At 47.9% G+C, this 24,945-nt stretch carries 19 protein-coding genes and 1 riboswitch; of the genes, 11 read left to right on the top strand and 8 right to left on the bottom strand.

The features are described from left to right. Window positions 1-466: 466 nt before the first annotated feature. Window positions 467-1,141: an inorganic diphosphatase gene (locus C234_RS0105755; RefSeq protein ID WP_027324988.1), complete on the bottom strand. Its 675-nt coding sequence runs from the start codon at window positions 1,139-1,141 to the stop codon at window positions 467-469. A 238-nt stretch (window positions 1,142-1,379) separates the two neighbouring features. On the opposite strand from C234_RS0105755, the gene C234_RS0105765 reads away from it, so the two are divergent. Further along, window positions 1,380-1,865 (top strand): DUF5035 family protein, encoded by a 486-nt coding sequence (locus C234_RS0105765; protein WP_027324990.1) that lies wholly within the window; start codon window positions 1,380-1,382, stop codon window positions 1,863-1,865. A 632-nt stretch (window positions 1,866-2,497) separates the two neighbouring features. Here C234_RS0105765 and C234_RS0105770 read toward each other — a convergent pair. Genes C234_RS0105770 through lysS form a run of 3 tightly spaced genes read right to left on the bottom strand, consistent with a single transcriptional unit; the run spans window position 2,498 to window position 6,641 of the window. Continuing rightward, window positions 2,498-3,835: a glucose-6-phosphate isomerase gene (locus tag C234_RS0105770; RefSeq protein ID WP_027324991.1), complete on the bottom strand. Its 1,338-nt coding sequence runs from the start codon at window positions 3,833-3,835 to the stop codon at window positions 2,498-2,500. Window positions 3,836-3,871: 36 nt separating this feature from the next. Then, a complete protein-coding gene (locus tag C234_RS0105775) occupies window positions 3,872-4,867 on the bottom strand; it encodes an NAD(P)H-dependent glycerol-3-phosphate dehydrogenase (RefSeq protein WP_027324992.1) in 996 nt (331 codons plus the stop codon). A 46-nt stretch (window positions 4,868-4,913) separates the two neighbouring features. Then, complete coding sequence (lysS, locus tag C234_RS0105780) at window positions 4,914-6,641, bottom strand: lysine--tRNA ligase (RefSeq protein ID WP_027324993.1); 1,728 nt, start codon at window positions 6,639-6,641, stop codon at window positions 4,914-4,916. Window positions 6,642-6,887: 246 nt separating this feature from the next. Here lysS and C234_RS0105785 point away from each other — a divergent pair, with 246 nt between their 5' ends. The 4 genes from C234_RS0105785 to C234_RS0105800 all read left to right on the top strand — a co-directional run bounded on the left by C234_RS0105785 (window position 6,888) and on the right by C234_RS0105800 (window position 10,789). Further along, window positions 6,888-8,078, top strand: coding sequence for an ABC transporter substrate-binding protein (locus C234_RS0105785; protein ID WP_051290173.1), 1,191 nt, complete (start codon window positions 6,888-6,890; stop codon window positions 8,076-8,078). A 10-nt stretch (window positions 8,079-8,088) separates the two neighbouring features. After that, on the top strand, window positions 8,089-9,129 hold the full coding sequence (locus C234_RS0105790) for a FecCD family ABC transporter permease (RefSeq protein ID WP_027324995.1): 1,041 nt from the start codon (window positions 8,089-8,091) through the stop codon (window positions 9,127-9,129). 27 nt (window positions 9,130-9,156) lie between these two features. Then, window positions 9,157-10,224 (top strand): ABC transporter ATP-binding protein, encoded by a 1,068-nt coding sequence (locus C234_RS15930; protein WP_051290174.1) that lies wholly within the window; start codon window positions 9,157-9,159, stop codon window positions 10,222-10,224. 118 nt (window positions 10,225-10,342) lie between these two features. Further along, a complete protein-coding gene (locus tag C234_RS0105800; RefSeq protein ID WP_027324996.1) occupies window positions 10,343-10,789 on the top strand; it encodes a copper resistance protein NlpE in 447 nt (148 codons plus the stop codon). 223 nt (window positions 10,790-11,012) lie between these two features. Here C234_RS0105800 and C234_RS0105805 read toward each other — a convergent pair whose 3' ends face one another. Further along, window positions 11,013-11,882 (bottom strand): pirin family protein, encoded by an 870-nt coding sequence (locus C234_RS0105805; RefSeq protein ID WP_027324997.1) that lies wholly within the window; start codon window positions 11,880-11,882, stop codon window positions 11,013-11,015. Window positions 11,883-11,893: 11 nt separating this feature from the next. Further along, the gene (locus C234_RS0105810) at window positions 11,894-12,496 is read right to left on the bottom strand and encodes a nitroreductase family protein (RefSeq protein WP_027324998.1); all 603 of its coding nucleotides are present in this window, start codon (window positions 12,494-12,496) and stop codon (window positions 11,894-11,896) included. 307 nt (window positions 12,497-12,803) lie between these two features. On the opposite strand from C234_RS0105810, the gene C234_RS16750 reads away from it, so the two are divergent. After that, window positions 12,804-13,694, top strand: a complete 891-nt coding sequence (locus tag C234_RS16750; protein ID WP_051290175.1) for a helix-turn-helix domain-containing protein — start codon at window positions 12,804-12,806, stop codon at window positions 13,692-13,694. A gap of 13 nt (window positions 13,695-13,707) precedes the next feature. Here C234_RS16750 and cbiD read toward each other — a convergent pair whose 3' ends face one another. After that, complete coding sequence (gene cbiD / locus C234_RS0105820; RefSeq protein WP_027324999.1) at window positions 13,708-15,516, bottom strand: cobalt-precorrin-5B (C(1))-methyltransferase CbiD; 1,809 nt, start codon at window positions 15,514-15,516, stop codon at window positions 13,708-13,710. After that, a complete protein-coding gene (gene cobM / locus C234_RS0105825) occupies window positions 15,513-17,342 on the bottom strand; it encodes a precorrin-4 C(11)-methyltransferase (protein ID WP_027325000.1) in 1,830 nt (609 codons plus the stop codon). The genes cbiD and cobM overlap by 4 nt, the downstream gene beginning before the upstream one ends. Before the next feature lie 142 nt (window positions 17,343-17,484). Continuing rightward, window positions 17,485-17,675, top strand: a riboswitch (cobalamin riboswitch). Between the two features lie 62 nt (window positions 17,676-17,737). Between cobM and C234_RS0105830 the strand changes: the two genes are divergently transcribed. The 5 genes from C234_RS0105830 to C234_RS0105850 all read left to right on the top strand — a co-directional run bounded on the left by C234_RS0105830 (window position 17,738) and on the right by C234_RS0105850 (window position 24,879). Continuing rightward, window positions 17,738-19,927, top strand: a complete 2,190-nt coding sequence (locus tag C234_RS0105830) for a TonB-dependent receptor (RefSeq protein WP_034537051.1) — start codon at window positions 17,738-17,740, stop codon at window positions 19,925-19,927. A 7-nt stretch (window positions 19,928-19,934) separates the two neighbouring features. Beyond that, window positions 19,935-20,627 (top strand): precorrin-2 C(20)-methyltransferase, encoded by a 693-nt coding sequence (locus C234_RS0105835; RefSeq protein ID WP_027325002.1) that lies wholly within the window; start codon window positions 19,935-19,937, stop codon window positions 20,625-20,627. Next, window positions 20,624-22,693, top strand: a complete 2,070-nt coding sequence (locus C234_RS0105840) for a TonB-dependent receptor plug domain-containing protein (protein WP_152532467.1) — start codon at window positions 20,624-20,626, stop codon at window positions 22,691-22,693. The genes C234_RS0105835 and C234_RS0105840 overlap by 4 nt, the downstream gene beginning before the upstream one ends. A gap of 27 nt (window positions 22,694-22,720) precedes the next feature. Further along, window positions 22,721-23,854, top strand: a complete 1,134-nt coding sequence (locus C234_RS0105845) for a sirohydrochlorin cobaltochelatase (RefSeq protein ID WP_027325004.1) — start codon at window positions 22,721-22,723, stop codon at window positions 23,852-23,854. Between the two features lie 80 nt (window positions 23,855-23,934). Next, window positions 23,935-24,879, top strand: a complete 945-nt coding sequence (locus C234_RS0105850) for a sirohydrochlorin cobaltochelatase (RefSeq protein ID WP_248596485.1) — start codon at window positions 23,935-23,937, stop codon at window positions 24,877-24,879. The last annotated feature ends 66 nt before the right edge of the window (window positions 24,880-24,945 follow it).

Here is a 24,945-nt window from a genome sequence, read left to right on the forward strand (position 1 = left end):
ATCAGCTACCGCGAGAAAGCCATCAAAGAGGTTGTTGCTTAGGAAAATATCACTAACTTTGCATTGACCGACAAAGAATATCCTACACAACCACAGGTCGAGGGGCAAGAAAGGAATCATACCCTGAGATACTCTTACTGGTTATTGTTTGATATTTTTTAAAGTCAACCTAAATAGCAAATAGCCAAAAACGAGCGTCAACTTGTAATAAAAATAAGTATTAACTGAGTCAACCCACTTTGAAAATAAGCCGTAAAGTGGTCAACTAAAAACATTAAACCACAGCCGTATGGCAAGCATGGCGAAAGAGAAAAGTTTCCCACTGGGGAAACAAAAGTTTCCATACGGGGAAAATAAAGTTTCCCCAGTGGGAAACTTTTGTTTCAACGGTGGGAAACTAACGAAACTATTCATTGTTTGAAAACGAAGAAAGTATGTCGGGCGAGGTGAGGCGGGAGCAAGGGAGTTAGCGAAACAATTGCTCCCATTTTTCGCAAAGGGCTTCCATCGAAGGAAACAGCAAGTCGGCTCCCGCATCGAGCAATATCCGGTCGTCCAGCGGGCCCGTATTTACGGCGATTGTGAAGATTCCCGCCCGATGTCCGGCTTCTACTCCCAGAGGCGCGTTTTCTATCACGACGGCTTCGCCGGCTTCTATTCCGCCTTTCTTCAAAGCCATCAGATAAGGCTCGGGGTCGGGCTTCCCGTACTTGACATCGAATGCCGTTACCATCAATTCTTTGCGAAACATGCCGGGGAAATTCTGCTCCAGACGTTGCAACAACGAGAGTTGCCCGGAGCCGGTGACTACCATCGGCGTAAGTTCTTCTTTTTTTATCTTCTGAAGAAGTTCCCAAGCGCCGGGCATTCGTTCCGCTTCTGCGTATGAGTTGAACGAGACACTTTTTTCTTTGTAGATACTCTCTATTTCTTCGGGTGTGGCCTCTCTGCCCAATTCGCGTTGGAATACGATGTTGATGGTTGCCGCTCCGGTTCTTCCTTCGTGCATGTACGCTTCTTCGCGGCTGAGGTCGAGCCCGCGCGCCTTCATTGTTTTGTGCCATGCCTCGGCATGATAAGGCATGGAGTTGAAAAGTACGCCGTCCATGTCGAACAAGACGGCCTTCAGTTTTTCCTTCATCTTTTGGAAAATGTATTACGTTGTTTATGGGTTTATTATTCGTCCTGCAATCTTTGGCAATTGGGCTGTACGCCTGCCGGAAAAGATTTACGGGCGCAAAGATAGGGATAAAAAACGGGAGAAGAAGATAATAGGCGCAGATACTTTCGCAAGCTTCCGCGAAACAGTTAAGTCGCCCTATTGTTTGCAGGTTTGCATATAATATGTATTTTTGCGACATTATAAACTTGGCACTTTTATGAAGAAACTATTATTATTCCTGCTTCCGTTGCTTCAGGTAGCTTGTTCTCAGAACGATGAAAGCCCTATTATTAAGGTGGAAAAGGTATGCGTGGACAGAGGAAAAGGTGTTGAAGAGAGGAACTATTCCGGCTGTATGGATGAACTCCCGGCATTGAAAGCGGGCGATAAAATCGATGCTCTTCTTTTGCTCGACGGGAATGGGGCCGAGCTCAAGACTTTTATGTTGCAGAGCGACGATAAAGTGAATACCGTGTTGCATTATAAGGAAAGGGAGGTCTCTGTCACAGGCGAGCTGACCGATGAGGAAAAAGGACAATTGCGTTTTATAGACGGAGTGATGCATACCACCGTTTCGGTTCAGGCTACCATCAAGGAAGTGGATGAGGAAGGCGATGTGAAATTGTTTTTCTATCTTTCTTCGAAAGCCGACTGCGAAGGGACGAAGGAAGTGCTCGGCTTGAAAACAAAAGCGAAAGAATAAGGGTATTTTCTTTCCGTAAGACTTCACAAAAGATTGGGGATCGTCTGCCGGACGTTCTGCCGGAATGCTGCAAAGCATTTGGCAATAGTTTGGCTCGCATGGAATTGTCGTGGCATATGCTCTGCTTTAATGCAGCAAAGCATTTGGTAACAGTCCGGCTCGCATGAGACTGTCGGGGCATACGTTCTGCCGGAATGCTGTAAAACCGCCGCAGTGTCGGCGTACCGCACCGGTGCGAAGCTCTTTGAAAGTGTACGGGATAGGGTAATGATAAAAGGACGTACCGTTTCCACTTCTGTTTCTACAGATGGAAACGGTACGTCCTTTTGAGTTGAGTTACTGTCGGTGTTTCTGCTCATTGAGAAGGTCGGTGGGAATGGTATTTGCTTTCAGATTGGAGCCAACCTCCGCTTTCTGAACCGCAAACGTGATTCCCGGAGAAACACCTGCTAATCACCTTCGAATATTCCGCTGTAATTCGGGAAGCAAGGACAAACCTTATGCTACATAAGCCGCCTGATAGTCAGCCTGCCGAACGGTTGCGGCGCATACTCGGCAAGTCTGCCGTACAGCGATGAACGGCTTTGCGTTTGCTGCGGCAGTCTTCTTGCAGAAGAGCGTCCGGGAGCTGATTACAGTCGCGCCTGAATCGCCTTCGATTCCTCTTCGTATCCCGGTTTGTTCAGCAAGGCGAACATATTCTTCTTGTACGCCTCCACACCCGGCTGGTTGAACGGGTTCACACCCAGCAGGTAACCGCTGATGCCGCATGCTTTTTCGAAGAAATAAAGCAGCCCGCCGATGTTATATTCGCTCAGTTCGGGAATAACGATGCGCATATTGGGTACACCGCCGTCTACATGAGCCAACTGAGTGCCCAGCTCCGCCATCTTGTTCACTTCGTCCACCCGTTTTCCGGCAAGGAAGTTCAGCCCGTCGAGATTGGCTTCGTCCGAAGGCACTGCCAGTTTATGGTTTACTTTATCTACCGAAATCACAGTTTCGAAGATCGAACGTTCGCCTTCCTGAATCCATTGCCCCATAGAGTGCAGGTCGGTAGAGAAGTCAACCGATGCGGGGAAAATTCCTTTGTTCTCTTTCCCTTCCGATTCTCCGTAAAGCTGCTTCCACCATTCGCTCACGTAATGCAGTTTGGGACAGAAGTTGACGAGAATCTCGATCTTCTTTCCGTTTTTATACAGCTCGTTGCGTGTAGCGGCGTAAACCGCTGCGGGGTTTTCTGCGAACGGAACGTCCGCTCCGCATGCTTTTTCCATATCGGCAGCGCCGGCAACCAGTTGCTCGATGTCGAATCCGGCTACGGCGATGGGCAGCAAACCTACCGGAGTAAGCACAGAAAAACGCCCGCCAACATTGTCGGGGATAACGAACGTCTTGTATCCTTCTTTATCTGCCGTGACGCGTGCCGCGCCTTTCTTGGCATCCGTAACGGCAACGATGACCTTCTTCGCCGTTTCTTTGCCCCGCTGGTCTTCGCATTGCTTTTTCAGCAGGCGGAAAGCAAGGGCGGTTTCGGTAGTTGTTCCCGATTTGGAGATATTGATTACACCGAACTTCTTGTCTTTCAGATATTCGGTAAGTTCGTACAGATAGTCTTCGCTGATGTTATGTCCGGCGTAGATGATGACCGGATTTTCTTTCTTTTCCTGCAACCAGACGAAGCTGTTCGACAGCGCTTCGATTACGGCGCGAGCGCCCAGATAGCTTCCGCCGATACCCGCTACTACAACTACTTCGCAATTTTCTCTCAGCACTTTCGCTGTAGCTTTCAAGTCGGCCAAATGTTCTTTGCCGATAGAAGAAGGCAGATGCAGCCATCCCAAGAAGTCGTTTCCTTTTCCGGTTCCGTCTTCCAACATTCTTTGTGCAGCTTTTACCTCGCTCTCGTAGGCAGAAACTTTCTCTTTGGAGATAAATCCAAAAGTCTTTTCAATGTTCAAGCTAATCATATCTATATAATGTTTAAGTTGACAAATGTATAAGTTTTATCTGAACGAGTCGGTCAGCAATTTGATCTCGATCATGGGTGAGATGCGTTCGTACAAGATGTTGTATACCGCATCGAGTATCGGCATGTTCACATGATAGTGTTTGTTGATCTCTTTGATACATTTCGTTCCGTAATATCCTTCGGCTATCATCTCCATCTCGATTTGGGCGCTTTTCACCGAATACCCCTTTCCGATCATCGTTCCGAACGTGCGGTTGCGGCTGAAGTTGGAATACCCCGTCACCAGCAGGTCTCCTAAGTAAACGGACTCATTCACGTTTCTGTTCAGCGGATGTACCGTATTGAGGAACCGGTTCATCTCTTGTATGGCGTTCGAGATAAGCACCGCCTGAAAGTTGTCGCCGTACTTCAGCCCGCTGCAAATGCCCGCCGCGATGGCATATACGTTTTTCAGCACCGAACTGTATTCGATGCCGCATACGTCGTCGCTTACAGACGTTTTGATGAAGCTGCTTCCCAGTCGCTGGGCAAAAACGCGCGCTTTGTTCTTATCCGGACAGGCGACGGTGAGATACGACAAGCGTTCCAACGCTACTTCTTCGGCATGGCAAGGGCCTGCCAGTACGGCGATGTTTTCCGGCGGCACGCCATACTCTTTCGTGAAGTATTCCGATACGATGATATTGTCGTCGGGTACGATTCCTTTGATAGCGGTGATGATAAACTTGTCCCTGATCTTTGTTCTCAGTTTCTTCAAGTGAGCTTTCAGATAAGGAGAGGGGGTAACGAAAATCAACGTATCCGATTCTTTCACAATCTCGTTGATGTTGGAGCTGAACGCGATGCGCTTCGTGTCGAATTTCACGCCTGTCAGGTAGGCAGGGTTGTGTCCCAGCCGCTTGAACTCGGCGATGCGGTCGTCACGTCGCATGTACCAGTTTATCGAATCGGATTGTGCCAGACACATCTTCGCGATGGCCGTAGCCCAACTTCCGCCGCCCATTATCGCTATCTTACCGGGTAATTTCATAAATAACTAAATAAGTAAAGAGTTATCTTCTAACTCTCCTATAATATTAATTGATTTTTCCTACCCATTCGGTTACGTCATTCACGCTTGGGTTAGCTAATTCCAATTTGTACTTTTTATTGATTCCGCAAATATCCTGATGCAATTTCTGCGGGTTCACATCTTTCATGTCTTCCACGAGGTTGTATCCTGCTTTCTGAATCACAGGAACCCACGCTTCCGGAATGCCCAGTTCCATATACTTGGCGGCGGCATCTTTTTTCACCACCCTCTCCGGACGCATCTGCGGGAAGAACAATACTTCCTGAATGGCTGTTTGTCCCGTCATCAGCATCACCAGACGGTCCATGCCGATGCCCATGCCCGAAGTGGGCGGCATTCCGTATTCCAGCGCGCGTACAAAGTCCATATCGATGAACATGGCTTCGTCGTCTCCCTTTTCGCTCAGGCGAAGCTGGTCTTGGAAACGTTCCAACTGGTCGATCGGGTCGTTCAACTCCGAGTATGCGTTTGCCAGTTCCTTACCGTTTACCATCAGTTCGAAACGCTCCGTCAGCTCGGGATTGCTGCGGTGGCGCTTGGTCAGCGGCGACATCTCTACCGGATAGTCGGTGATGAATGTCGGCTGTATGTAGTTGCCTTCACAAAACTCGCCGAATATCTCGTCGATCAGTTTGCCTTTACCCATCGTTTCGTCTGTTTCGAGGTTAAGCTTCTTGCAGATCTCGCGAATCTCTTCTTCGCTTTTCCCCGCCAGGTCGTAGCCGGTAAACTCCTTGATGGAGTCGAGCATCGTTACACGCTTGTAAGGAGCTTTGAAGTTGATGATGTTGTCGCCCACCTTTACTTCGTGCGTTCCGTTTACGTCCATGCAAATCTTGTCCACCATGTTTTCGGTAAACTCCATCATCCAGTTGTAGTCTTTGTAGGCCACATACACCTCCATCGCCGTAAACTCAGGGTTGTGCGTACGGTCCATTCCTTCGTTGCGGAAGTTCTTGGAGAATTCGTATACACCTTCGAATCCGCCTACGATGAGACGCTTGAGGTACAACTCGTTGGCGATACGCAGATAGAGCGGGATATCCAATGCATTGTGGTGCGTAGTGAACGGGCGTGCCGCCGCTCCGCCGGGAATCGGTTGCAAAACCGGTGTTTCCACTTCGAGATAACCTTTCGAGTTGAAATACTCGCGCATGGAGTTGTACACTTTGGTACGTTTGACAAATATATCTTTGATACCTTCGTTCACGGCCAGGTCGACATAACGCTGGCGGTAACGGAGTTCAGGATCTTCGAAAGAGTCGTATGCCACACCGTCTTTGTATTTTACGCTCGGCAGCGGTTTGATCGATTTGGCCAATACGGTAAGTTTTTGCGCATGAACACTGATTTCACCCATCTGCGTGCGGAATACGAAACCTTCGATACCGATGAAATCGCCCAAGTCGAGCAGGCGTTTGAACACGGTATTGTACAGCTCTTTGTTTTCTTCCGGACAAATATCGTCGCGGGTGATATACACCTGAATGCGGCCTTTGGAATCTTGAAGCTCGATGAACGAGGCCTTTCCCATGATGCGGCGGCTCATGATACGTCCGGCTATGGATACCTGGCGAGGCTCGTCGTCGTCTTTAAATTCGGCTTTTATATCTATGGAGAAAGCGTTGGTTACATACTCTGCGGCGGGATAGGGGTCGATGCCCATGGAGCGGAGCTCATTCAGGCTGTTACGCCGGATGATTTCCTGTTCACTTAGTTCTAATATATTCATCTTGTTATGTATTAACTCTATTATCCGGCAAAAATACGAAACTTTTCTTATATATATTCTATTACTCTTCCATTTTTGTATGGCGGATGTCGTTTGTTTTACTCTTCAGGCAACCTTGTTTTTGCGATTTTATTCGATAAGCGGAACAGATTGATGAAAAAACACGAAAAAAATGTATCTTTGTCCGCATCGTCTACCGGATGATGCCGGACTCCGGCAATCCGTAACTTTTTTGGGTATAGAGCTATGAATGTATATCATCTTATTCGTACGGGAAACAAAGCTTGGTTACTGCTGGTTTGCCTGTCATTACTTCTTTTTTCATGTGTCTCGAAAGGGAAAAGACAGGCGGTTGCCAACGGTGGAACGTCTGTTGCGTTCGATTCGACTGCAATGATCGTTCCCCAATATGCCGAAGGCTTTAGTGTAGCGTATGTAGAGGGAGGATGTTTGGTCACGATTCAGGATCCGCAGAAAGAAAAAGGAAAGGGCGAGGTTTACAGGTATGCCTTCGTCAGAGACAGAGAGGCTTTTAAAAAAAATGCCGATTTGCCTGCCGATTATGTCATGCAACCCACGCCTGTCGGGAATGTAATCTGCATGACTTCGCTTCAGCTTTCCAATTTCATTAAACTCGATGCGCTGGAGCATGTGGTGGGAATAACAAGCACCCGCCATTTATTTAACGAGGAAGTCAGAACTCGGCTGAAAGAAAAGAAAATCCGACAGATAGGGATCGAGGGGAATTTTGACAGCGAGGTCATCATGGAAGTGGATCCGGACCTGATTCTGATTTCTCCTTTCAAGCGGGGAGGATACGATGCGTTGAAAGAGGTAGGCATTCCGCTTATTCCCCATCTCGGATATAAGGAAAATTCTCCTTTGGGGCAGGCGGAGTGGATTAAATTCATAGGACTGCTCATCGGCGAAGAGCAGAAGGCAAATCTTCTTTTCGACTCTATCCAGGCGGAATACAATCGCTTGAAATCGCTTGCCGAAAGGGTAGAGCGGAAACCGGTCGTCTTTAGCGGCGAACTGCGTGGAGGCAACTGGTATGCCGTAGGCGGACGGAATTTTCTGGCTCAGCTTTTCCGTGATGCGGGAGCCGATTATTTCCTGAAAGACGACCCGAATACAGGAGGGGTGACATTCGATTTCGAAACCGTATACAGCAGTGCGGCAAATGCCGACTACTGGCGTATCCTGAACAGCTATAACGGAACATTTACGTACGATGCCCTGAAGGGAGAAGACGCTCGCTATGCCGACTTCCAAGCTTTTAAGAAAAAGGGGGTAATCTATTGCAACCTGAAAGAAAGACCTTATTACGAAGAAGCTCCCACACATCCCGAAGTGCTGCTGAAGGATTTTATCAAAGTGTTTCATCCGGAGCTTTTGCCGGACTATTCTCCTGTGTATTACGAATTGTTAAAATAATAAAGAAAGCATGAGAAAGACTCCCGTATGGCTGTTGATGCTGTTGTTGGCGGCGGTGATTTTGTTCCTCTTCTTCTTGAATCTGGTATTAGGCTCGGTCTCTATTCCGTTCCGCTCGGTATGGGATATTTGCTTGTTGGGAGACGAATCGAATCTGATCTGGTCGAATATTATCCGGAAGTCGAGGATGCCGCAGGCCATTACGGCATTGGTGGCGGGAGCCGGGCTTTCCGTGAGCGGATTGCAGATGCAAACGGTTTTTAAGAATCCGTTGGCAGGTCCTTCCGTTCTGGGCATCAGCTCCGGCGCCAGCATGGGTGTGGCGTTTGTGGTGCTGCTTTCCGGCAGCTTGGGCGGGGTTGCTTTGAGCCGGCTGGGACTGATAGGCGAATTGGCGCTGACCATTGCCGCCATCGCCGGAGCATTGGCTATCATGGCGCTTATCGCTTTTGCTTCGCAGAAGGTGAAAGGAAATGTCACGCTGCTTATCATCGGAGTGATGATAGGCTATGTGGCGAATGCGGTGATCGGGGTACTGAAGTATTTCAGTGTCGAGGAGGATATACGGGCTTATGTGATCTGGGGGCTGGGGAGTTTTGCCCGTATTTCCGGAGGACAGCTTTTCCCGTTCGTAATCACGATGGCGGTGTTGCTGCCGCTCTCTTTTCTTTTGATAAAGACACTGAACTTATTGCTGTTGGGCGACAGCTATGCCCGAAGCCTCGGACTGAACATCAAGCGTGCCCGTCTGTTGGTTATCTCATGTTCGGGAGCGTTGGTGGCTATCGTTACCGCTTATTGCGGCCCGATTATCTTTCTCGGTCTGGCTGTTCCTCACCTTTGCCGCACGTTGTTCCGCACTTCCGACCACCGTATCCTGATGCCCGCTTCGTTGCTGGTAGGTGCGGCAATGGCGCTTTTGTGCAACCTGATTGCGCGTATGCCGGGCTTCGAGGGGGCGTTGCCCGTAAATTCCGTGACGGCCCTTGTCGGCGCTCCGGTGGTGGTGTCGGTACTATTCCGTCGTCATAAGGGGGAAATAAATGAATAAAGAGTGTTTAAATAGACAAATCAAGATATGCAGAGAAATGAAACAATTGTCATCAGGAAGTTGAGCACCGGCTATGTGGGAAAACACCGGACTCACGTGGTTGCCCGAAACATCGACGCCGTTATAGAGCGTGGAGAACTGACTTGCCTGTTGGGGGCCAACGGGGCGGGAAAGTCTACGCTGCTGCATACGTTATCGGGTTTTCTCCCTAAACTGTCGGGAGACATTGAGATTATGGGAAAGAAAATCGGGGAGTATTCGGACGAAGAGATGGCAAAAGTGATCAGTGTGGTGCTTACCGAAAAGTGCGATTTGCGCAATATGACGGTTGAAGAGATGGTGGCTTTGGGACGGAGTCCGTACACTGGCTTTTGGGGAACGCTGAAAAAAGGCGATAAGGAGATTGTGGCCACTGCCATTGCCGGTGTGGGAATCGAGGCTTTGACCTATCGGATGATGCATACGCTGAGCGACGGTGAGAAACAGAAGGTGATGATTGCCAAAGCGCTGGCTCAGGAAACTCCGGTCATCTTTCTCGATGAGCCGACGGCTTTTCTCGATTTTCCAAGCAAGGTGGAGATGATGCAGTTGCTTCATCGGCTGTCGCGCGAAACGGGCAAGACGATTTTTATGAGTACGCACGATCTGGAACTTGCTTTGCAGATAGCGGATAAAGTTTGGATGATGGACAAAGAAAGCGGTGTAAAGGTGGGAACTCCCGAAGACCTTTCGCTGAACGGGACATTGAGTAATTTCTTTTCCCGCAAAGGTATTTTGTTCGACCGGAATACAGGCCTTTTCCGTATCGATAACGAATATTCCGGGAAAATGCATCTTGTGGGATACGGACAAAAATATGCGATGGTGCGGAAAGCCTTGCAGCGCAACGGAATTCTTGCCGGACGTGAAGTGGAATCTTCCGCTTATATCGAAACGGGAAACCTTCAGACCGACGGATATGTGTTGCATTATCCCCGTGGAGAAGCGCGCAAGGCTTCCGATATTGAAGGGCTGCTGTCGTTGGTTACGGCATATTTCGATTTAGAGGAAAATAGTGATTCTTTTTCCCGGAAAGAATCGTATGAGGCTTTGTAGTCAAGGGTTTGCAGCTTATTTGTTATACAGATTTTAGATAATTTGACGTTTTTATTAACAAGGGTTGCCTATTATTTGTTATCTTTGCCACATTACGTTTTTTAAAAGAAAGATTATTATGAAAGCAATGAAATTAATTTTGGCAGGAGCCGTTGTGTTCGCAATGGCAAGTTGTACCGGTTCACAAAAGAAAACCGACGCTTCACAGCAAGACAGTGTTGTTGTAGTTACCGATGCGCAAACCGTAGTGAAAGTAGCTGATATCGCAGGTACGTATGAAGGAACATTACCTTGTGCGGATTGTCCGGGAATCAAGACTACGCTGAAGATCAATGACGATACTACTTATGATTTGCGTAGCGAGTATCTGGAAAAGAAAAACGGCGTGTTTGAAGAAAGCGGAACTTTCAATCTGCTTGAAGGAAATGTGATTGAATTGGTTACTCCTTCTTCAGGCGATAAAACTTATTACAAAGTGCTTGAAAATGCGGTTGCCTTGTCTGATAAAGAAGGTACGCTTAACGACGGTGAATTGGCCGAGCACTATATCCTGAAGAAACAATAACTGAAAGATTGACGAGGTGATTCGTTTTGCTGTATTGCCTTATCAAACATAAATTGGGGAGTTTTCGCTAATGTGAAAAGCGAAAACTCCCCAATTATTATGGATACCGTTCTCTTGTAGTATATAGCCTTATCCGATATACTCCGGGAATGGATTTGAGATTACGGCTGATGGCGTTTACGTAATTTGAGTGACACTATGAATTAATACTGATGCTGAGGATCTACTTGTGTTTAATGAAGCTGTTATTTTTTAGTTCCTGAAAAGCGTCAAGCACTTCTTCTTTCGTATTCATCACAATAGGTCCCCCCCAGCTGACAGTCTCGCGCAGAGGTTTGGCTGCCAATAATACAAAACGTGCTCCTTCATCTCCGGCTTTGACCTGTATCGGTTCGTTTTCGCTCTCTTCTGATTCTGAAGCTCTGAATAGTACGGCGCAACCTTTCTTTTCGAAATCTTTCAACTTCTCGTCGGCGGCAAGTGTTCCATCCAATAAATATATAAACAGTGTATGATCGTTCGGAATTTCCCCATACGTCCATACGCTTCCGGCCGAAAGCTCTACATCCAGATAAGTTACTTTGATGTATTCTCCTTCAAACGAACTGTGATTCCCTCGATAGTTTCCCGAAACTATTCTGACGGTCGCGTTTTCTTCCTTTACTACGTTGATATCTTCTTTTTTGATTTCTCTGTATGCGGGGGGAGCCATTTTATCTTTAGCCGGCAAATTTATCCAAAGTTGACATCCAAGCATTCTTGGAGATGAAAAAGGCATTTCTTGGTGAATGATTCCCGAACCGGCCGTCATCCACTGACATCCCATATCGTGGATGATTCCCTTATTCCCTAAACTGTCGCTATGCTCCATCGAGCCGTTGATGAGGTAGGTTACGGTTTCCATTCCTCTGTGAGGATGCCACGGGAAACCTTTTATATAATCTTCCGGATTTGTAGAGTCGAAGCCGTCAAGCATTAGAAACGGGTCGAATGCCTGTATGGTCTGTTGGCCCAAAACTCGGCGCAAGCGTACGCCTGCGCCATCAATGGATTGTTGTCCTCTTACTATTTGGTTTACTTTTCTTTTCTTCATTGTATACTTATTTATTTAAAAACAAGGATGCGATGCTCAAGCGGTTTAATTTCTTTTTCACCGGGTTGTTCCGTCGGAGTGCCGAAAGGCATTTGGGCAATCAATTCCCATGTGGAAGAAATTCCCCATTCTTTCTGTACGGCCTCGTCGATCAATGGATTGTAATGTTGTAGAGAGGCCCCTAAACCTTTGTCTTCCAACATGCTCCAAATAGCTAACTGATGCATTCCGGATGTATGTTGCGACCAGATCGGGAATCTATCTTTGTATGAAGGGAAAGAGTTTTGCAAATGTTCTATGACGCTCTTATCTTCAAAAAAGAGAATTGTTCCGTATCCGTTTCTAAAGCTTCCGTCTATTTTAGCTTCTGTAGCCGGAAAAGAGGTTTCAGGCACAATCTTTTTCAATATCTCTTTGGTAATATTCCATAATTTCTTATGATTTTCCCCAAGCAACAGCACGATGCGTGTAGATTGCGAATTAAAAGCGGAGGGTACGTTGGTTACCGCGCAATCGATTATTTCTTTGATCTCTGCGTCAGAGATGGGAGAAGTGTTTGTAATGTGATAATAACTTCTCCGGTGCTTTAGCGCTTCTTTAAAATTTCTTTCCATAGTTATAATGATTAATTTTAGCTCAACCTGAGATTTCAATATCTCTCATTCAGCAAATGTTTATAATACTTGTTATTCAAAAGCCTGCTTCTCTACGATATAGGCTGAAATATTTTTCATCACGCAGACTATAGAATGTCTTTTTATCGATACTTCTAATGAAAATATTTGATCATATGAGATGCTAAACTTTCGTGACGCAAAGGTACGTATTTATTTTTATGCTCTATTGTAAAATACGTGCAGAGATTTGTTTAATACGAAACAGAATGTTACTTTTGTGTAATGATTGTGATATTAAGATGTTATGAATGTTCATTTAGACCAATATCTGAAACAAAAAGAAGACAGTTGTATACTCGATAAGTTATTGTATGTTGGTTGTATCCACGGTCAGGATAGAGAACTTCCGCAGGAAATGACATGTAAGGGAGGATTTTTCTTTTTATTGGTATCGGAAGGAAATGCTACTCTTTGCGATCTGCAGAATAATACCGCAGTAATAGGTAAGAATGATTTAATATCCGTATCTCCTGTACAGGAAATGAGTATTAAGAACTTTAGCGGCGATTATTCGATGTTTTGCCTCATGCTCGATTCTTCTTTTTTCTATAGCTTGTCTTCAAGCCAATATTTGTACGGTAAATTGTGTGAATTTACTTCCAAATCTTCTTTCCCATTACATCTGAAAGATAATATAGCCGATTATTTGCGAAAGATAATAGGGCTTTTTCATGATTCTCCCGATGAGGATGTTTCTCATAAAGAAGGAATTTACCGTCATTTGTGTGATTCCTTTATGTTGTATGTAAGAGACATGCTCTTATTGAGCATTGAAGATGCTTATCCTTCCGTTTCTCAGCGAAATATTATTTGTAATGAGTTTAAAAAACTGCTGTTTGAGTATTACCGGCAAGAACACAGAATATCTTTTTATGCCGAACGCCTTGCTATATCAGGAGCTTATTTGTCCAGAGTGATTAGAGAGGAAACCGGGCAGACTGTTTATGATCACATATCCGAACTCCTTTATTCAGATGCAAAGAAGATGCTTTCTTGTTCCAGTGCCGACATACAAAATATTACATATACATTGGGCTTTAACGATCAGGCTTCCTTTAGTAAATTTTTCAAGCGCTTGTCAGGGCTTTCTCCGAAAGAGTATAGAAACAGGGATGTGAAGAAGTCAATCGCATAAGCAGTCTGCTCCCTTATTGGGAAGAGACTTTTTTATTAAAAACTTTTCCCTCTTCGTCAATCAAAAGCAATGTAAGTTCGGCATGGGGGAGAATAGATTGGCAGTGGCGAGCGCATAACGCCACAATCTTATTGAAGAATGAATCCTTCTCTTCGGGCACAGGGATGTTCCAAAGTTCGCGTGCTAAAGTCATATCCCGGATCAAGTCCATAGTGGCGGACGAACACCTCGCTTCCAAGGCTGTCTTTCTCAGAAACTCCTTGTTCATCACCACTTTCTTGCTGTGCGTATCCAAATGTCCTTCCGCCAGCTTCACGGCTTTCCCGATCATAATGCCCATGCTTACCTTTTGAAAGCCCGTATCTTCGGCTATTTTCAGCGTTTCGCCGATAAAGTTTCCGTAATGCACGAACGCTTGCGGGGGAAGATCGGGGTAAATCGCTTTTACGTGCTTCTCGCTTTTGGCTCCCGAATTGATTACCAATCGTTCCGCACCGACGGCTTTGGCTACTTCCACTTCGCGGCGGATGGCATCCACGAATGCTTCCGATGAGAACGGGCGGACAATTCCCGATGTTCCGATAATGGAAATGCCTCCCACAATGCCCAATTTGGGATTGAAGGTCCTTTTGGCAAGCTCTTCGCCATCGGGGACGCTGATTGTCACATCGAGTCCTCCTCCGTAGATGGCCGTCAGTTCGCCGGCAATCATGTTGCGGGGAGTCACGTTGATGGCAGGCTCACCGACAGGCAGTCCCAATCCGGGAAGCGTCACCCTGCCGACTCCTTTTCCTTGAAGGAAATGAATACCCGGTTCGTCGGAGAAGCTCACGGTGGATATAATCCGGTGCCCGTGCGTGACGTCGGGATCATCGCCCGCATCCTTTACGACTTCTGCCCGGGCCGTCTGTGCATCTGTCTTTTCTACGCAATCGATGGCAACTGAAATCCGCTCTCCATCCGGCAAGGTCACTTCCGCTTCCTTTGGGAAAACTTCGTCTATCAGGGCGAGCGCTGCCGCCTTCGATGCCGCTGTCGCGCATGTTCCCGTCGTGAGTCCGCTGCGTAACGGATAGAAACCGGGTACACGCTGCTCGATGGCCCGCCGCAATCCGTGTTTGCCGGTGACGGTGATGAAACTCTCCGGCATTGGCGGACGTTTCACCACATATATTTTTACGCCGGCTTTAGCGGCAGCTTCTATCTTCTCGACGAATCTTCCCGACCGACCGCTCTCTTTGGTGATGATGGCTTGCGGATTTGTCTCTTCGAGTATCTTCTCTTCGCTTTCTTCGGGTTGGTAGAAAACCAGCTTTTCTTTGGGGAATCCCTCCCGGAGAGCCGTTTCTACCGATTCGTCTCTGCGAAGAATGCGGAAGATGCAATCGTTTTCCAGCCAGAAAGGTTTCAGCTTGCCGATGGTCTGCGTGCCTGTGAGCGCCAGCAGTTTCTTTATTCCGTCACGCTTCATCCGCAGAATTGCCTCATCGAAGCTTTCACACCGGATGATGTCTCCCGGCAATTGAGGATAAAGACGTTCGAGACGTACGACTTGGATGTCTGTGTCTTTCGCCGCACCGTCAATATTGGCATGCAGTTGCGCGGCAAACGGATGGGCGGCGTCTACAATCAGGCGAATGCGGTGTTCCCTGCAAAACGATGTGATTTCCTTCCGATTCATTTCCCCGGTGAGCCGTACCATGTTCCGTCCTTCGACTTCCTGAAGCGTTCCACGTGTGGAATAAAAGAATGGTTGTCCCGCTTCGTCGACTGTTTCGGCGGCGATTCGTCCTTCCGTTGTTCCTCCGAATATCAGTATCATGGGCGGAACAAGTGTTTAAATTCATGCGAATAAAGCCGTGAAAGCCCTTCCCTGTGGTCGATGGCATTTCCCACAACCAGCAGGGTCGTGAGCGTCAGATGATTCTCTTTCACAATCCGGGCGAGGTCTTTCAACTGTCCCCGGTATATCTTTTCCTCTTTCCACGTCAACTTGTAGCAGGCAGCTACCGGTGTTTCGGGCGGATAAGCCTGTAACAATTCTTCTTGAACCTGTTCTGCAATGGCGGCGCTGAGGTAGATGCACATCGTGCTTTGCGAGCGTGCCAGCAGATGCAGTTTTTCTTTTTCAGGCATCGGTGTTCTGCCTTCTCCCCGGGTGAGGATGATGCTTTGCACCTTCTCGGGAATGGTGAATTGCGAACGCAGTGCAGCAGCCGCAGCTTGGAAAGAAGAGATGCCGGGAGTGATGTGGTAATTCATTCCGTATTGGTCGAAGAAAGCCATTTGTTCGGCGATAGCACCGTATATGCACGGGTCTCCCGTATGCAGGCGGACAACGAATTTCCCTTGATCGTAGAATTTCTTCATCAGGTCGAATTGTTCTTCCAGTGTCATGTCGGCGGAGCTGCGCACCGTAGCTCCGGGCTTGGCATATTGTGTCAGTTCGCGGGGCACCAGACTGCCGGCATATAAAATAAGGTCTGCCTTTTCGAGCATTTTCTTTCCCCGAACCGATATGAGTTCCGGGTCTCCCGGTCCGGCTCCTACTATTTCGATGTGCCCGTTATTGCGGTCGTTTGCTGCCGAGAGAGCCACGGCAAACGTAAAATGGTTGCCTTCAGAAAGCACACCTTTCTGTTTCCCAATCAGTAGCCTGCCGCCCTCCGAAGCGTGGATGGTGCAACTTTCCGCCACTCCGTACACTCCGGTCACCTCATAGACCTTATCCGACGGATGAGGCACTTCGATTCCCGCCAGTTCTTCTGCCCGGTAGATGGCCAGCTCGCTGCCGGCAAACTCTTTATGAAGTTCGGCTATCAGTGCCTCGTCCTTTTTCAATTCGATAGTCGATACGCTTTTTATCGCCAATGGCGAAAGCCCGTTTTTCCGCAATGTCTCTTTCACGAACGAACCGACGCCTGCGGGCGAACAGTCTTTCCTGCATCCTGCCCCGATATGCAGCACCTGCGGATAGAAACAAAGGACAGGAACGGTTGATGTTCGCTCCCGGGGACCTACCGAAATCAGCAGTTCGTATCCGGTAGGCGGTATCTTTTCATACTGATAATAGATATCTACGTGTGCCGGACAGGTACGTTCGAGTTCATCGGTTCCCTTGTCCTTACATTCCAACAGCAGGGCAGTCTTTTGCTTGCCCACGAAACGGAAGATCGCCCGGTTCATCTCGGCAGGAGTGGCAGAGGTTTTCCATCCGTAGCGCGAAGCCAACATATCCAATGCCCACAAGTCCTGATTGTCGCTTTGGGTGGTTACCACAGCCTCACCGCCCGTTATACCGGCAATGATACGCGCCAGTTCGTTGCCGCCACCGATATGTCCCGAAAGAACGGGAATAACGAAGCGCCCCGTGCTGTCTACATTGATAACTGCCGGGTCGGCATACTTATTCCGTATGCAGTCGGCGATGCTTCTTACGCAGATGCCCAATGCTCCGACGAACACGATCGATTTGAAGTCGGCGAAATGCGCCTTCATGAAGCCGCTGTACGAACTCACCGGCTCGCACCCTTCCACTTCTCCTTTAATATATATGACGGAATCGCCCAGTTCTCTCCGGATTGTTTCGGCTACGGGAAGTCCCGCTTCGGAAATAACGACAATGGCTGTTCGGATACTCTTTTTCATTCTAATGCTGATTCGTTATCAATGAGAATATGTAGTCCTGCAAAAATACAATAATAATTAGTTTTGACACAGGTCGTTCTGTCTATTTTTCGCTTTGCTGAAAATATTTTTAGATATGTTATGAGATACGAATTAAAACCCTTATTTTTGTTCCGCTTTTGGTGATGTTCTCAGTCGTCCGGCTGAGCATAAAGGGAATCCGGTGAAATTCCGGAACAGTGCCCGCTACTGTAACATCCGTTTGTCGAAAGTTCACTACTGCCACTGTCACTCGTACGGGAAGGCGGACTTTCGGGATGAAGTCAGGAAACCTGCCAAAATAAAAATGTGGTATTTTGTTCTCGGGGATAAGAACATGACTATTAATTTAATTCAGATTTCTATTTATTATTAAAATGTTGCAAAAGACAGTTTGGGTCTTTTCGTTGGCCTTTGTATGTTGTGTGGCGTCGGCTCAGGTCACTGTGAAAGGACGTGTGCTGGATGCCGAGACAGGAGAGCCTTTGGCGGGTGTTAATGTTCGCGCGGATCATAGTTTGAAAGGCGGAACGACAAATGCGAAAGGAGAGTTTACGGTGAAAGACTTGCCCGCCGGCAAGCAAACGTTGCGAATTACCCATGTGGGCTACGAACCGCTTCGCTATTCCACTTCCAGGAGCGCGGCGAATGTCGTGCTCCGAATGACGGAGAGCCATAACAACCTCGGTCAGGTAGTCGTTACCGGAACCGGAACGCACCGGAGAATGGCCGATAGTCCCATTCCGGTGAATGTAATCACTGCAAAAGATATTCGCGACGCCAATATCGGGACATTGGAGGAGGCTTTGACCAAACTGACTTCTTCGTTTTCTTTTTCCACCAGCGGCATGGGGACGGAGATGCTCATCAACGGCTTGAACAGCAACTATATATTGATTTTGATGAACGGCCGGAAGATGATTGGCGACGACGCGCTGATGCGGGTGGATATGGCCAATGTAAAGCGGATAGAGATACTGAACGGTTCGGCATCCGCCTTGTACGGCAGCGATGCCATCGGGGGTGTTGTCAACATTATTACTGACGACAGCAGAAACTCTGTCGATGCTTCGAGTACGACACGGGTAAGCAATCACGGACGCTTCACGGAATCGGTGAATCTTGATGTGAATGCCGGAAAGTTTTCTTCATATACCTCCTATCGGCGGCAGCAGTCTGAGGGCTGGCAACTGAATCCGATGGCGGAAACGGTAAACAAGAAAACTAAGGAGACGGAACTGAAGCCTACCGACAAACAGGCTTTTACGGGATTCTATGCCAATACTGTGAGCCAGCACTTCTCTTTTGCGCCGAACAACCGCACGACTTTGTACGCTCAAGGCTCGTATTATAACTTCCTGACGAAGCGTCCGGTAAGCGAATATAAGTACAACCTTTATCATACCAACTATACGTACGGATTCGGAATGAAGTATATGGTGAATAAACGGGCATATATCGACGCTGACTTTTATTCGGACAACTATAAATCTTCTTATGACTATATAAAGGAAGACAAAGAGTTTAAGGTAGGCGATAAGGAAACGCGGAAAGAAGTGACGCTTTATCGGGGAAATATCAAAAGCATCGTGAAGCTGAACGAATGGAACAAGCTGTCCGCCGGGTTGGAATATCTGGACGAGAAGTTGACGAGCGAGTCGGATAAGGTGTCTGATAAAACCCTTTATACGTTGGCATTGTACGCACAAGACGAATGGAAGATTACCAAAGGCCTCGAAGCGGTTATCGGCATGCGATACATCTACAACGAAACGTTCGGCGACCATTTTACGCCCACCGCTTCTTTGATGTATAAGGAAGGAGCGTTCCGTACCCGGTTCTCTTTTGCGACAGGCTTCCGCACTCCGGCACTTTCGCAGATATACGGAACGAATTATTCGAAGAAAGAGAATCGCTACACCATCGGCAACCTGGAACTCGATCCCGAAGAGAGTAAAAACTTCACTTTAAACATGGAATATACAAAGGCATGGTTTTCGGCATCTCTGACAGGTTATCTCAATAATGTAAAGAATATGCTCTGGTATCTTCCGATAAGCGATGAAGAGGCTGCGAAGTACGGGACATTCGACGCGCCTGTGCAGCAACGCGCCAACCTTCATAAAGTGCGCGTCAAAGGGGCGAATGTGAATGTTAACGCTTATCTCGGTTTGGGATTCAATGTCGGCGCCGGATATTCGCTCATAGACGGAAAGAACCTGATTACGGGGAAAAGGCTCGACAAGAGCATCAAATATGCGGGCAATGTGAATGCCCAATGGGCTAAGAACTGGGGATTGTACGGACTGAACATCAATATGGTGGGGCGCGGACAGGGACAGAGATATTCCGAGACGTACGATTATCATTCTTCCGGTTTTATGCTGTGGGACCTGAACACCGGTCATACGTTCAACCTGAAGTATCTCATACTCAACGCAGGGTTGGGGGTGGAAAACTTGTTCGATTGGCGCGACGACCGTCCTTGGAATTCAAGTAAGCCTTATGCTACAGTTACACCGGGCCGGGCTTTTTATGCCAGCCTGACTGTTCGATTCAGAAAATAAAAATGAAATGACACATCGATCGGTTTATATTGTCTCTTTGGGGCCGGGGGATCCGAGACTGATTGCTTTGCATGGCGCGGATGTACTGCGTCGTGCAGACATCGTTTTCTGTCCGGAAACCAAAGCCGGCTCCCGTTCTGCGGATTTCCTGAAGAAGCTGGGCGTGAACGAAAGCCGCATCCGTTGTTATCAGCTTCCTATGAACAAGGAACGCGCTCAGGCTTACGCCGCGTACGACCGTCTTTTCGAAGAGGTCGTTTCGCGTTACTCTCAAGGGGAGTGCGTGGCTGTGGTGGCCGAAGGAGATGCCGGTTTCTATTCTTCTACGCGTTATCTGTCCCGCAAGCTGAAAACCGCCGCGATTCCCGTTGTCCGGATTGCCGGCATCCCGGCTTTTATCGCAGCGGCGGCATCTGTCGGCTTGCCGTTGACGGAGCAGGAAGAACGGCTGACGGTCTATCCGGGGAGAATAGATGCGGAAATGCTTCGCCGCGTGGAGTCGGGCGGCGAAGTGGCTGTGGTGATGAAGTTGTCGCAATGCGAGCCCGAACTCAAACGATTGCTCCGGTCGGGCGAGAATTCAATGTGGCACTACTTTGAGAATGTCGGTTCGCATGAAGAGTTTTACACCTGCGACAAAGAACAAATAGCAAAGAGAACATTTCCTTATTTCTCTTTACTCATAATAAAAAGCGTATGATGAAACCGGTTCTGACAATTGTAACGGGATGTTTCCTTCTGCTGTGCGGAAGGAGTGAAGCGTGTGCGCAACAACATGTGACTCTTCGGGACTCTCTGCCCGAGGTTGTGGTGACAGGCACGGGAACGGAGCATTATCTGAAAGACGCGCCCGTGCAGACCGAAGTGATCAGTCGGAAGATGCTCGACCAATATGCGGGGCGAAGCCTCGAAGAAATGTTAGGAGGCTTGTGCGCCTCGCTCAGATTCAGCCCGGGTGATATGGGGAGTAATATCCAGCTGAACGGGATGACGAACGATTATATCCTCATTCTGCTGAACGGGAAACGGATCAACGGAGACATTGGCGGACAGAACGACTTGAGTATGATTAACCCCGATAACATCGAGCGCATCGAGATCGTAAAAGGTGCCTCATCGTCTCTTTATGGGAGTGATGCCATTGCGGGGGTGATTAATATCATTACAAAGAAAAACCGCGATCCGTTCAGTGTTACCAACCGGACACGGGTTGGTTGTTACGGCGATCTCTCGCAGAGTAATACAATCGGACTTAAGCATGGCAAGCTGAATTCCACAACATCTGTCAACCTGAAGCATACCGACGGATGGAGAAACACCGACAAGGAATGGTTTCATTACGATTTGCTTGACGGGAGTGTCTCGAAAACCGTGAGTCGGTCTACCCATTACACGCTGGCGGAAGAATTGGCTTACAAGCTTAATGAGAGGATTTCTTTATCGGCTTCCGCCTCTTTCTACCAGAAGTGGATCAAGCGTTCGTTCGGCCCGTATCAATACAATCGTTACGACTATCATTACCGCAATCAGAGTTATGCTGCGGGAGCGAAGTATCAATGGGGAAACAGAGATTATCTGACCTTTGATTTGTCTTATGACCGCTATAACTACTATTTCGATTATACCCAGACGGAAACGACCAGTCTTTTCGATCAAAGCACACCGCCTCAACGGCTCATCTATTATCCGGGAATGAGAATCTTGCAAACCTCGCAGCGTAAAGTGCTGGGGCTTGCCAAGGGCGTGTTTTATTTGGGAGAGAAGAACATCCTGAATGCGGGTGTAGAATATATGTGGGATAAACTGGTGGCTCCCATAAGGATGGCAAAGGGCGAAGCGTCGGTATATACTCTTTCGGCTTATGTGCAGGATGAGTGGACGGTTGTCCCCGACTTTGTACTCACCGGGGGGATGAGGCTCGTTCACCACAAGGAGTTCGGGCAGGAACTGACTCCGAAAATTGCGGCTATGTATAAGTGGCGTAATTTGAATTTCCGTGCAACTTACTCTCTGGGGTTCAAAGCGCCTACCGTTAAAGAGCTTTATTACGACTATATGACGGCTATTATGGGTACTAAGTTGAAAGCTTATTACGGGAATACCGCACTGAACCCCCAGACTTCTCATTATTATTCCGCCGGTGTAGAATATAAAGGAAAGAAACTGAGCGCTTCGGTAACGGGATATTACAACAGGCTTCGGAATATGATTGAGCTGACGGTGGTTCCCACATCGCCCGAAGACAAACTTCTTGAGGTGGAGGAGACGTTGCAATACAACAATTTGTCGAAAGCCCGGTCTGTCGGTGCGGATATTACGTTCGACTATCAACTTCTGCCTGCTCTCGCCATTGGCGGCAGCTATAGCTACGTAGATGCGAAAGCTCAATACGCAGCCGATATAAAGAGTCAGGAGTATATGAAGTATCTGCCCGTCAACGCGACGGCTTATCACAATGCTACGTGGAAAGCGTTGTGGACTCACGCTTGGAAGAGGTATAAGCTCGGAGTCGGTTTGTTCGGTAGCTATCGTTCCACCAAATACTACATTACGAACGGTAATGGAAGTCCTTATCAGCTGTGGAGACTGAATACTTCACACTCTCTTCTTCGTTTCAAGAAGTGGACGGCGGATTTCAACGCGGGCATAGACAACCTGTTCAACTATATCGACGATACTCCGTTTGGCAGAAACAGGGGAACGACAAATCCCGGAAGAACTTATTATCTGTCTTGCTCTCTTAAATTCACGAATAAAAATAAATAAACGTATAACCTGTAAAATTATGTGATTATGAAAAGGAAACATTTTTTGTTGGCGGCCTGCATGCTCGTTTGCGGAGCGCTATGTTTGTCTTCTTGCGGTGATGACGACGGAAAAGGAAGCACTTCGAACCCGGTTGAATCCGTTGTTATGGAATCTAAAAAGTCTGATACGGCCATTCTTCTTTGCACTTTCGGAAGCACGTTCGAAGAGTCTATCAAAACTTACGATGCGATTATAAAAGATTATAAGACGACTTTCCCAAACACGGATGTTTATCTTTCGTTCACTTCGCACACTTGCGTCAACCGTGTGAAGGCGGCCACGAAAATAGACCGCTATCAGCCCGATTTATGGTTGAGGGCATTAGGTAAAGCGGGCTATAAGAGAGTAGCCGTTCAGTCGCTCCATGTGATTCCGGGAGAAGAGTATCTGAGCTTGATGAATACCTACGTGAAGAAGGAGTTTATGATCAGCCGCTACCCCAAGGTGAAGGTGCTGAAAAGCGAGAATCTGCTTTCCGAAGACGATGACTCGGAAAAAGTTGCAAAGGTTCTGTATGATGCTTATAAAAAACGACTCGACGACAAGAAGAACATTGTTCTTTTCATGGGACACGGAAATCCGGATAAAAGCTATGCTCCCGCCAATACCAAATATACGGATCTGGAAAAAGAGATGCATGAGCTGGCTGCCAACAAGAATGTCTTTGTCGGCACGGTAGACTACGGAGATATGCTCTTCTTCCCCGAAGTGGAGGAAGGCGACAATGCTCCTGAAGATGAAAAGGTGCCCGATACTTATATCTATAAGAAACTGAAAAACTATTGCAGTAAAAACAACTTGCAGCCTTCGGATATAACCATCTACCTTGCTTCGGTTATGTCTATAGCCGGCGATCATGCTCACAACGATATGTGGGGGCTTGAAGATGACGATAATAAGGTGGGCGAAGCTACTCCTTACTCTGAATTCAGCTGGAGGCTGAAATTGCAGAAGATGGGATTCAAAATCGACATGACGGAGAGCCATCACGGCGAAACGGGCAAGTGCACCATCAAAGGTTTGGGTGACTATCCGGCTATTCGCGCCATCTGGCTGGATCATCTGAAGAAGAAATATAATGACGAAGGAGCTTGGGAAACGGGTGAGGATTATCAATAAACTGGTGAGGATTATCAGTAAATATGAGGAAATTGAAGTTTATTCTGTTTTTGTACTTGTTTGCTTTTATCCCTTCTTGTATGGCGCAGACCGTTGAAAGAGAAAAGGCGATTCATCCCGGCGGTGACAGCGAACCGGCTGTCATTGCTGCCGAAATAAAGGCGGTGAAGCGTCACGACAAAGCGCTCCTGCTGGTTACTTTCGGCAGCAGTTGGGATGCCCCTCACCGGACGTACCGCCGGATGAAAGAGCAGTTTGCGCAAGCCTTCCCCGATATGGATGTGTATCTCTCTTTCACCTCCGGCATTTGCCGGAAGCGTTGCGCGGCGAATGGGAAGGGAGCTTTTCACGACCCCGAATATTGGTTGCAAGCTTTCGCGAAGGCGGGCTACCGGACGGTGGGCGTGCAGTCGCTCCATCTGATACCCGGAAAGGAATACCACGATGTGGAGCGAACCGTCGATGCTTTCCGGAAGGAACCGGTCGCTTCGTCCCGGCAAATGGAGATTGCTTTGGCGGGCCCGTTGCTGAAGACCCGTGACGACGTGAACCGTGTGGCGGAACTTTTGCACGCAAGATTCCGCAGCGAAGTGGAGGCGGGCAGTGTGGTGGTGCTGATGGGACACGGCAAACCCGAGAAGTACACGGTGGGCGACGGCAATTTCCGTTATACGATGATGGAAGAATCGTTGCAGAAGATGCACCCGAATTACTTTGTCGGCACGGTGGATATGGAAGGCAATCTGGTGGAAGACATGATCCGCCGTATGCAGCATGGAGGCCATCGTTCGGGACGCGTCATTTGCTACCCGCTTCTTTCCGTAGCCGGCGACCATGCCAACAACGATATGTGCGGCGGCGAGGGTGAAGAAGCCGAAGAAGGAAGCTGGCGTTACGAACTGACGCGCGCCGGATACGCTTGTCCGTTGGCTAACTGCCTGATCGAGGGATTGGCAGACCGCCGGGAGATTGTCGGCCATTGGATCGGACAGATGAGAAAAGCTCTGGCATCGCTCCGCAAATAAGGGCGGATTGATGTTTGCTGATGCTGTCCCGTAAAAGCAACGTATGTTTCGGAAAGTTTCCCACCG

The sequence above is a fragment of the Bacteroides pyogenes DSM 20611 = JCM 6294 genome (genome assembly GCF_000428105.1).
In the GTDB taxonomy this organism is placed as follows: Bacteria; Bacteroidota; Bacteroidia; order Bacteroidales; family Bacteroidaceae; genus Bacteroides; species Bacteroides pyogenes.

Bases quoted from the DNA above. Each gene is read 5' to 3' on its own strand.
- C234_RS0105845 (WP_027325004.1), top strand. From the start codon at position 22,721: ATGAAAAGGAAACATTTTTTGTTGGCGGCCTGCATGCTCGTTTGCGGA.
- C234_RS0105840 (WP_152532467.1), top strand. From the start codon at position 20,624: ATGATGAAACCGGTTCTGACAATTGTAACGGGATGTTTCCTTCTGCTG.
- C234_RS0105805 (WP_027324997.1), bottom strand. From the start codon at position 11,882: ATGAAGAAAAGAAAAGTAAACCAAATAGTAAGAGGACAACAATCCATT.
- C234_RS0105755 (WP_027324988.1), bottom strand. From the start codon at position 1,141: ATGAAGGAAAAACTGAAGGCCGTCTTGTTCGACATGGACGGCGTACTT.
- C234_RS0105765 (WP_027324990.1), top strand. From the start codon at position 1,380: ATGAAGAAACTATTATTATTCCTGCTTCCGTTGCTTCAGGTAGCTTGT.
- C234_RS16750 (WP_051290175.1), top strand. From the start codon at position 12,804: ATGAATGTTCATTTAGACCAATATCTGAAACAAAAAGAAGACAGTTGT.
- C234_RS0105790 (WP_027324995.1), top strand. From the start codon at position 8,089: ATGAGAAAGACTCCCGTATGGCTGTTGATGCTGTTGTTGGCGGCGGTG.
- C234_RS0105810 (WP_027324998.1), bottom strand. From the start codon at position 12,496: ATGGAAAGAAATTTTAAAGAAGCGCTAAAGCACCGGAGAAGTTATTAT.
- C234_RS0105850 (WP_248596485.1), top strand. From the start codon at position 23,935: ATGGCGCAGACCGTTGAAAGAGAAAAGGCGATTCATCCCGGCGGTGAC.
- C234_RS0105835 (WP_027325002.1), top strand. From the start codon at position 19,935: ATGACACATCGATCGGTTTATATTGTCTCTTTGGGGCCGGGGGATCCG.
- C234_RS15930 (WP_051290174.1), top strand. From the start codon at position 9,157: ATGCAGAGAAATGAAACAATTGTCATCAGGAAGTTGAGCACCGGCTAT.
- lysS (WP_027324993.1), bottom strand. From the start codon at position 6,641: ATGAATATATTAGAACTAAGTGAACAGGAAATCATCCGGCGTAACAGC.
- cbiD (WP_027324999.1), bottom strand. From the start codon at position 15,516: ATGATACTGATATTCGGAGGAACAACGGAAGGACGAATCGCCGCCGAA.
- C234_RS0105830 (WP_034537051.1), top strand. From the start codon at position 17,738: ATGTTGCAAAAGACAGTTTGGGTCTTTTCGTTGGCCTTTGTATGTTGT.
- C234_RS0105785 (WP_051290173.1), top strand. From the start codon at position 6,888: ATGAATGTATATCATCTTATTCGTACGGGAAACAAAGCTTGGTTACTG.
- C234_RS0105775 (WP_027324992.1), bottom strand. From the start codon at position 4,867: ATGAAATTACCCGGTAAGATAGCGATAATGGGCGGCGGAAGTTGGGCT.
- C234_RS0105800 (WP_027324996.1), top strand. From the start codon at position 10,343: ATGAAAGCAATGAAATTAATTTTGGCAGGAGCCGTTGTGTTCGCAATG.
- C234_RS0105770 (WP_027324991.1), bottom strand. From the start codon at position 3,835: ATGATTAGCTTGAACATTGAAAAGACTTTTGGATTTATCTCCAAAGAG.
- cobM (WP_027325000.1), bottom strand. From the start codon at position 17,342: ATGAAAAAGAGTATCCGAACAGCCATTGTCGTTATTTCCGAAGCGGGA.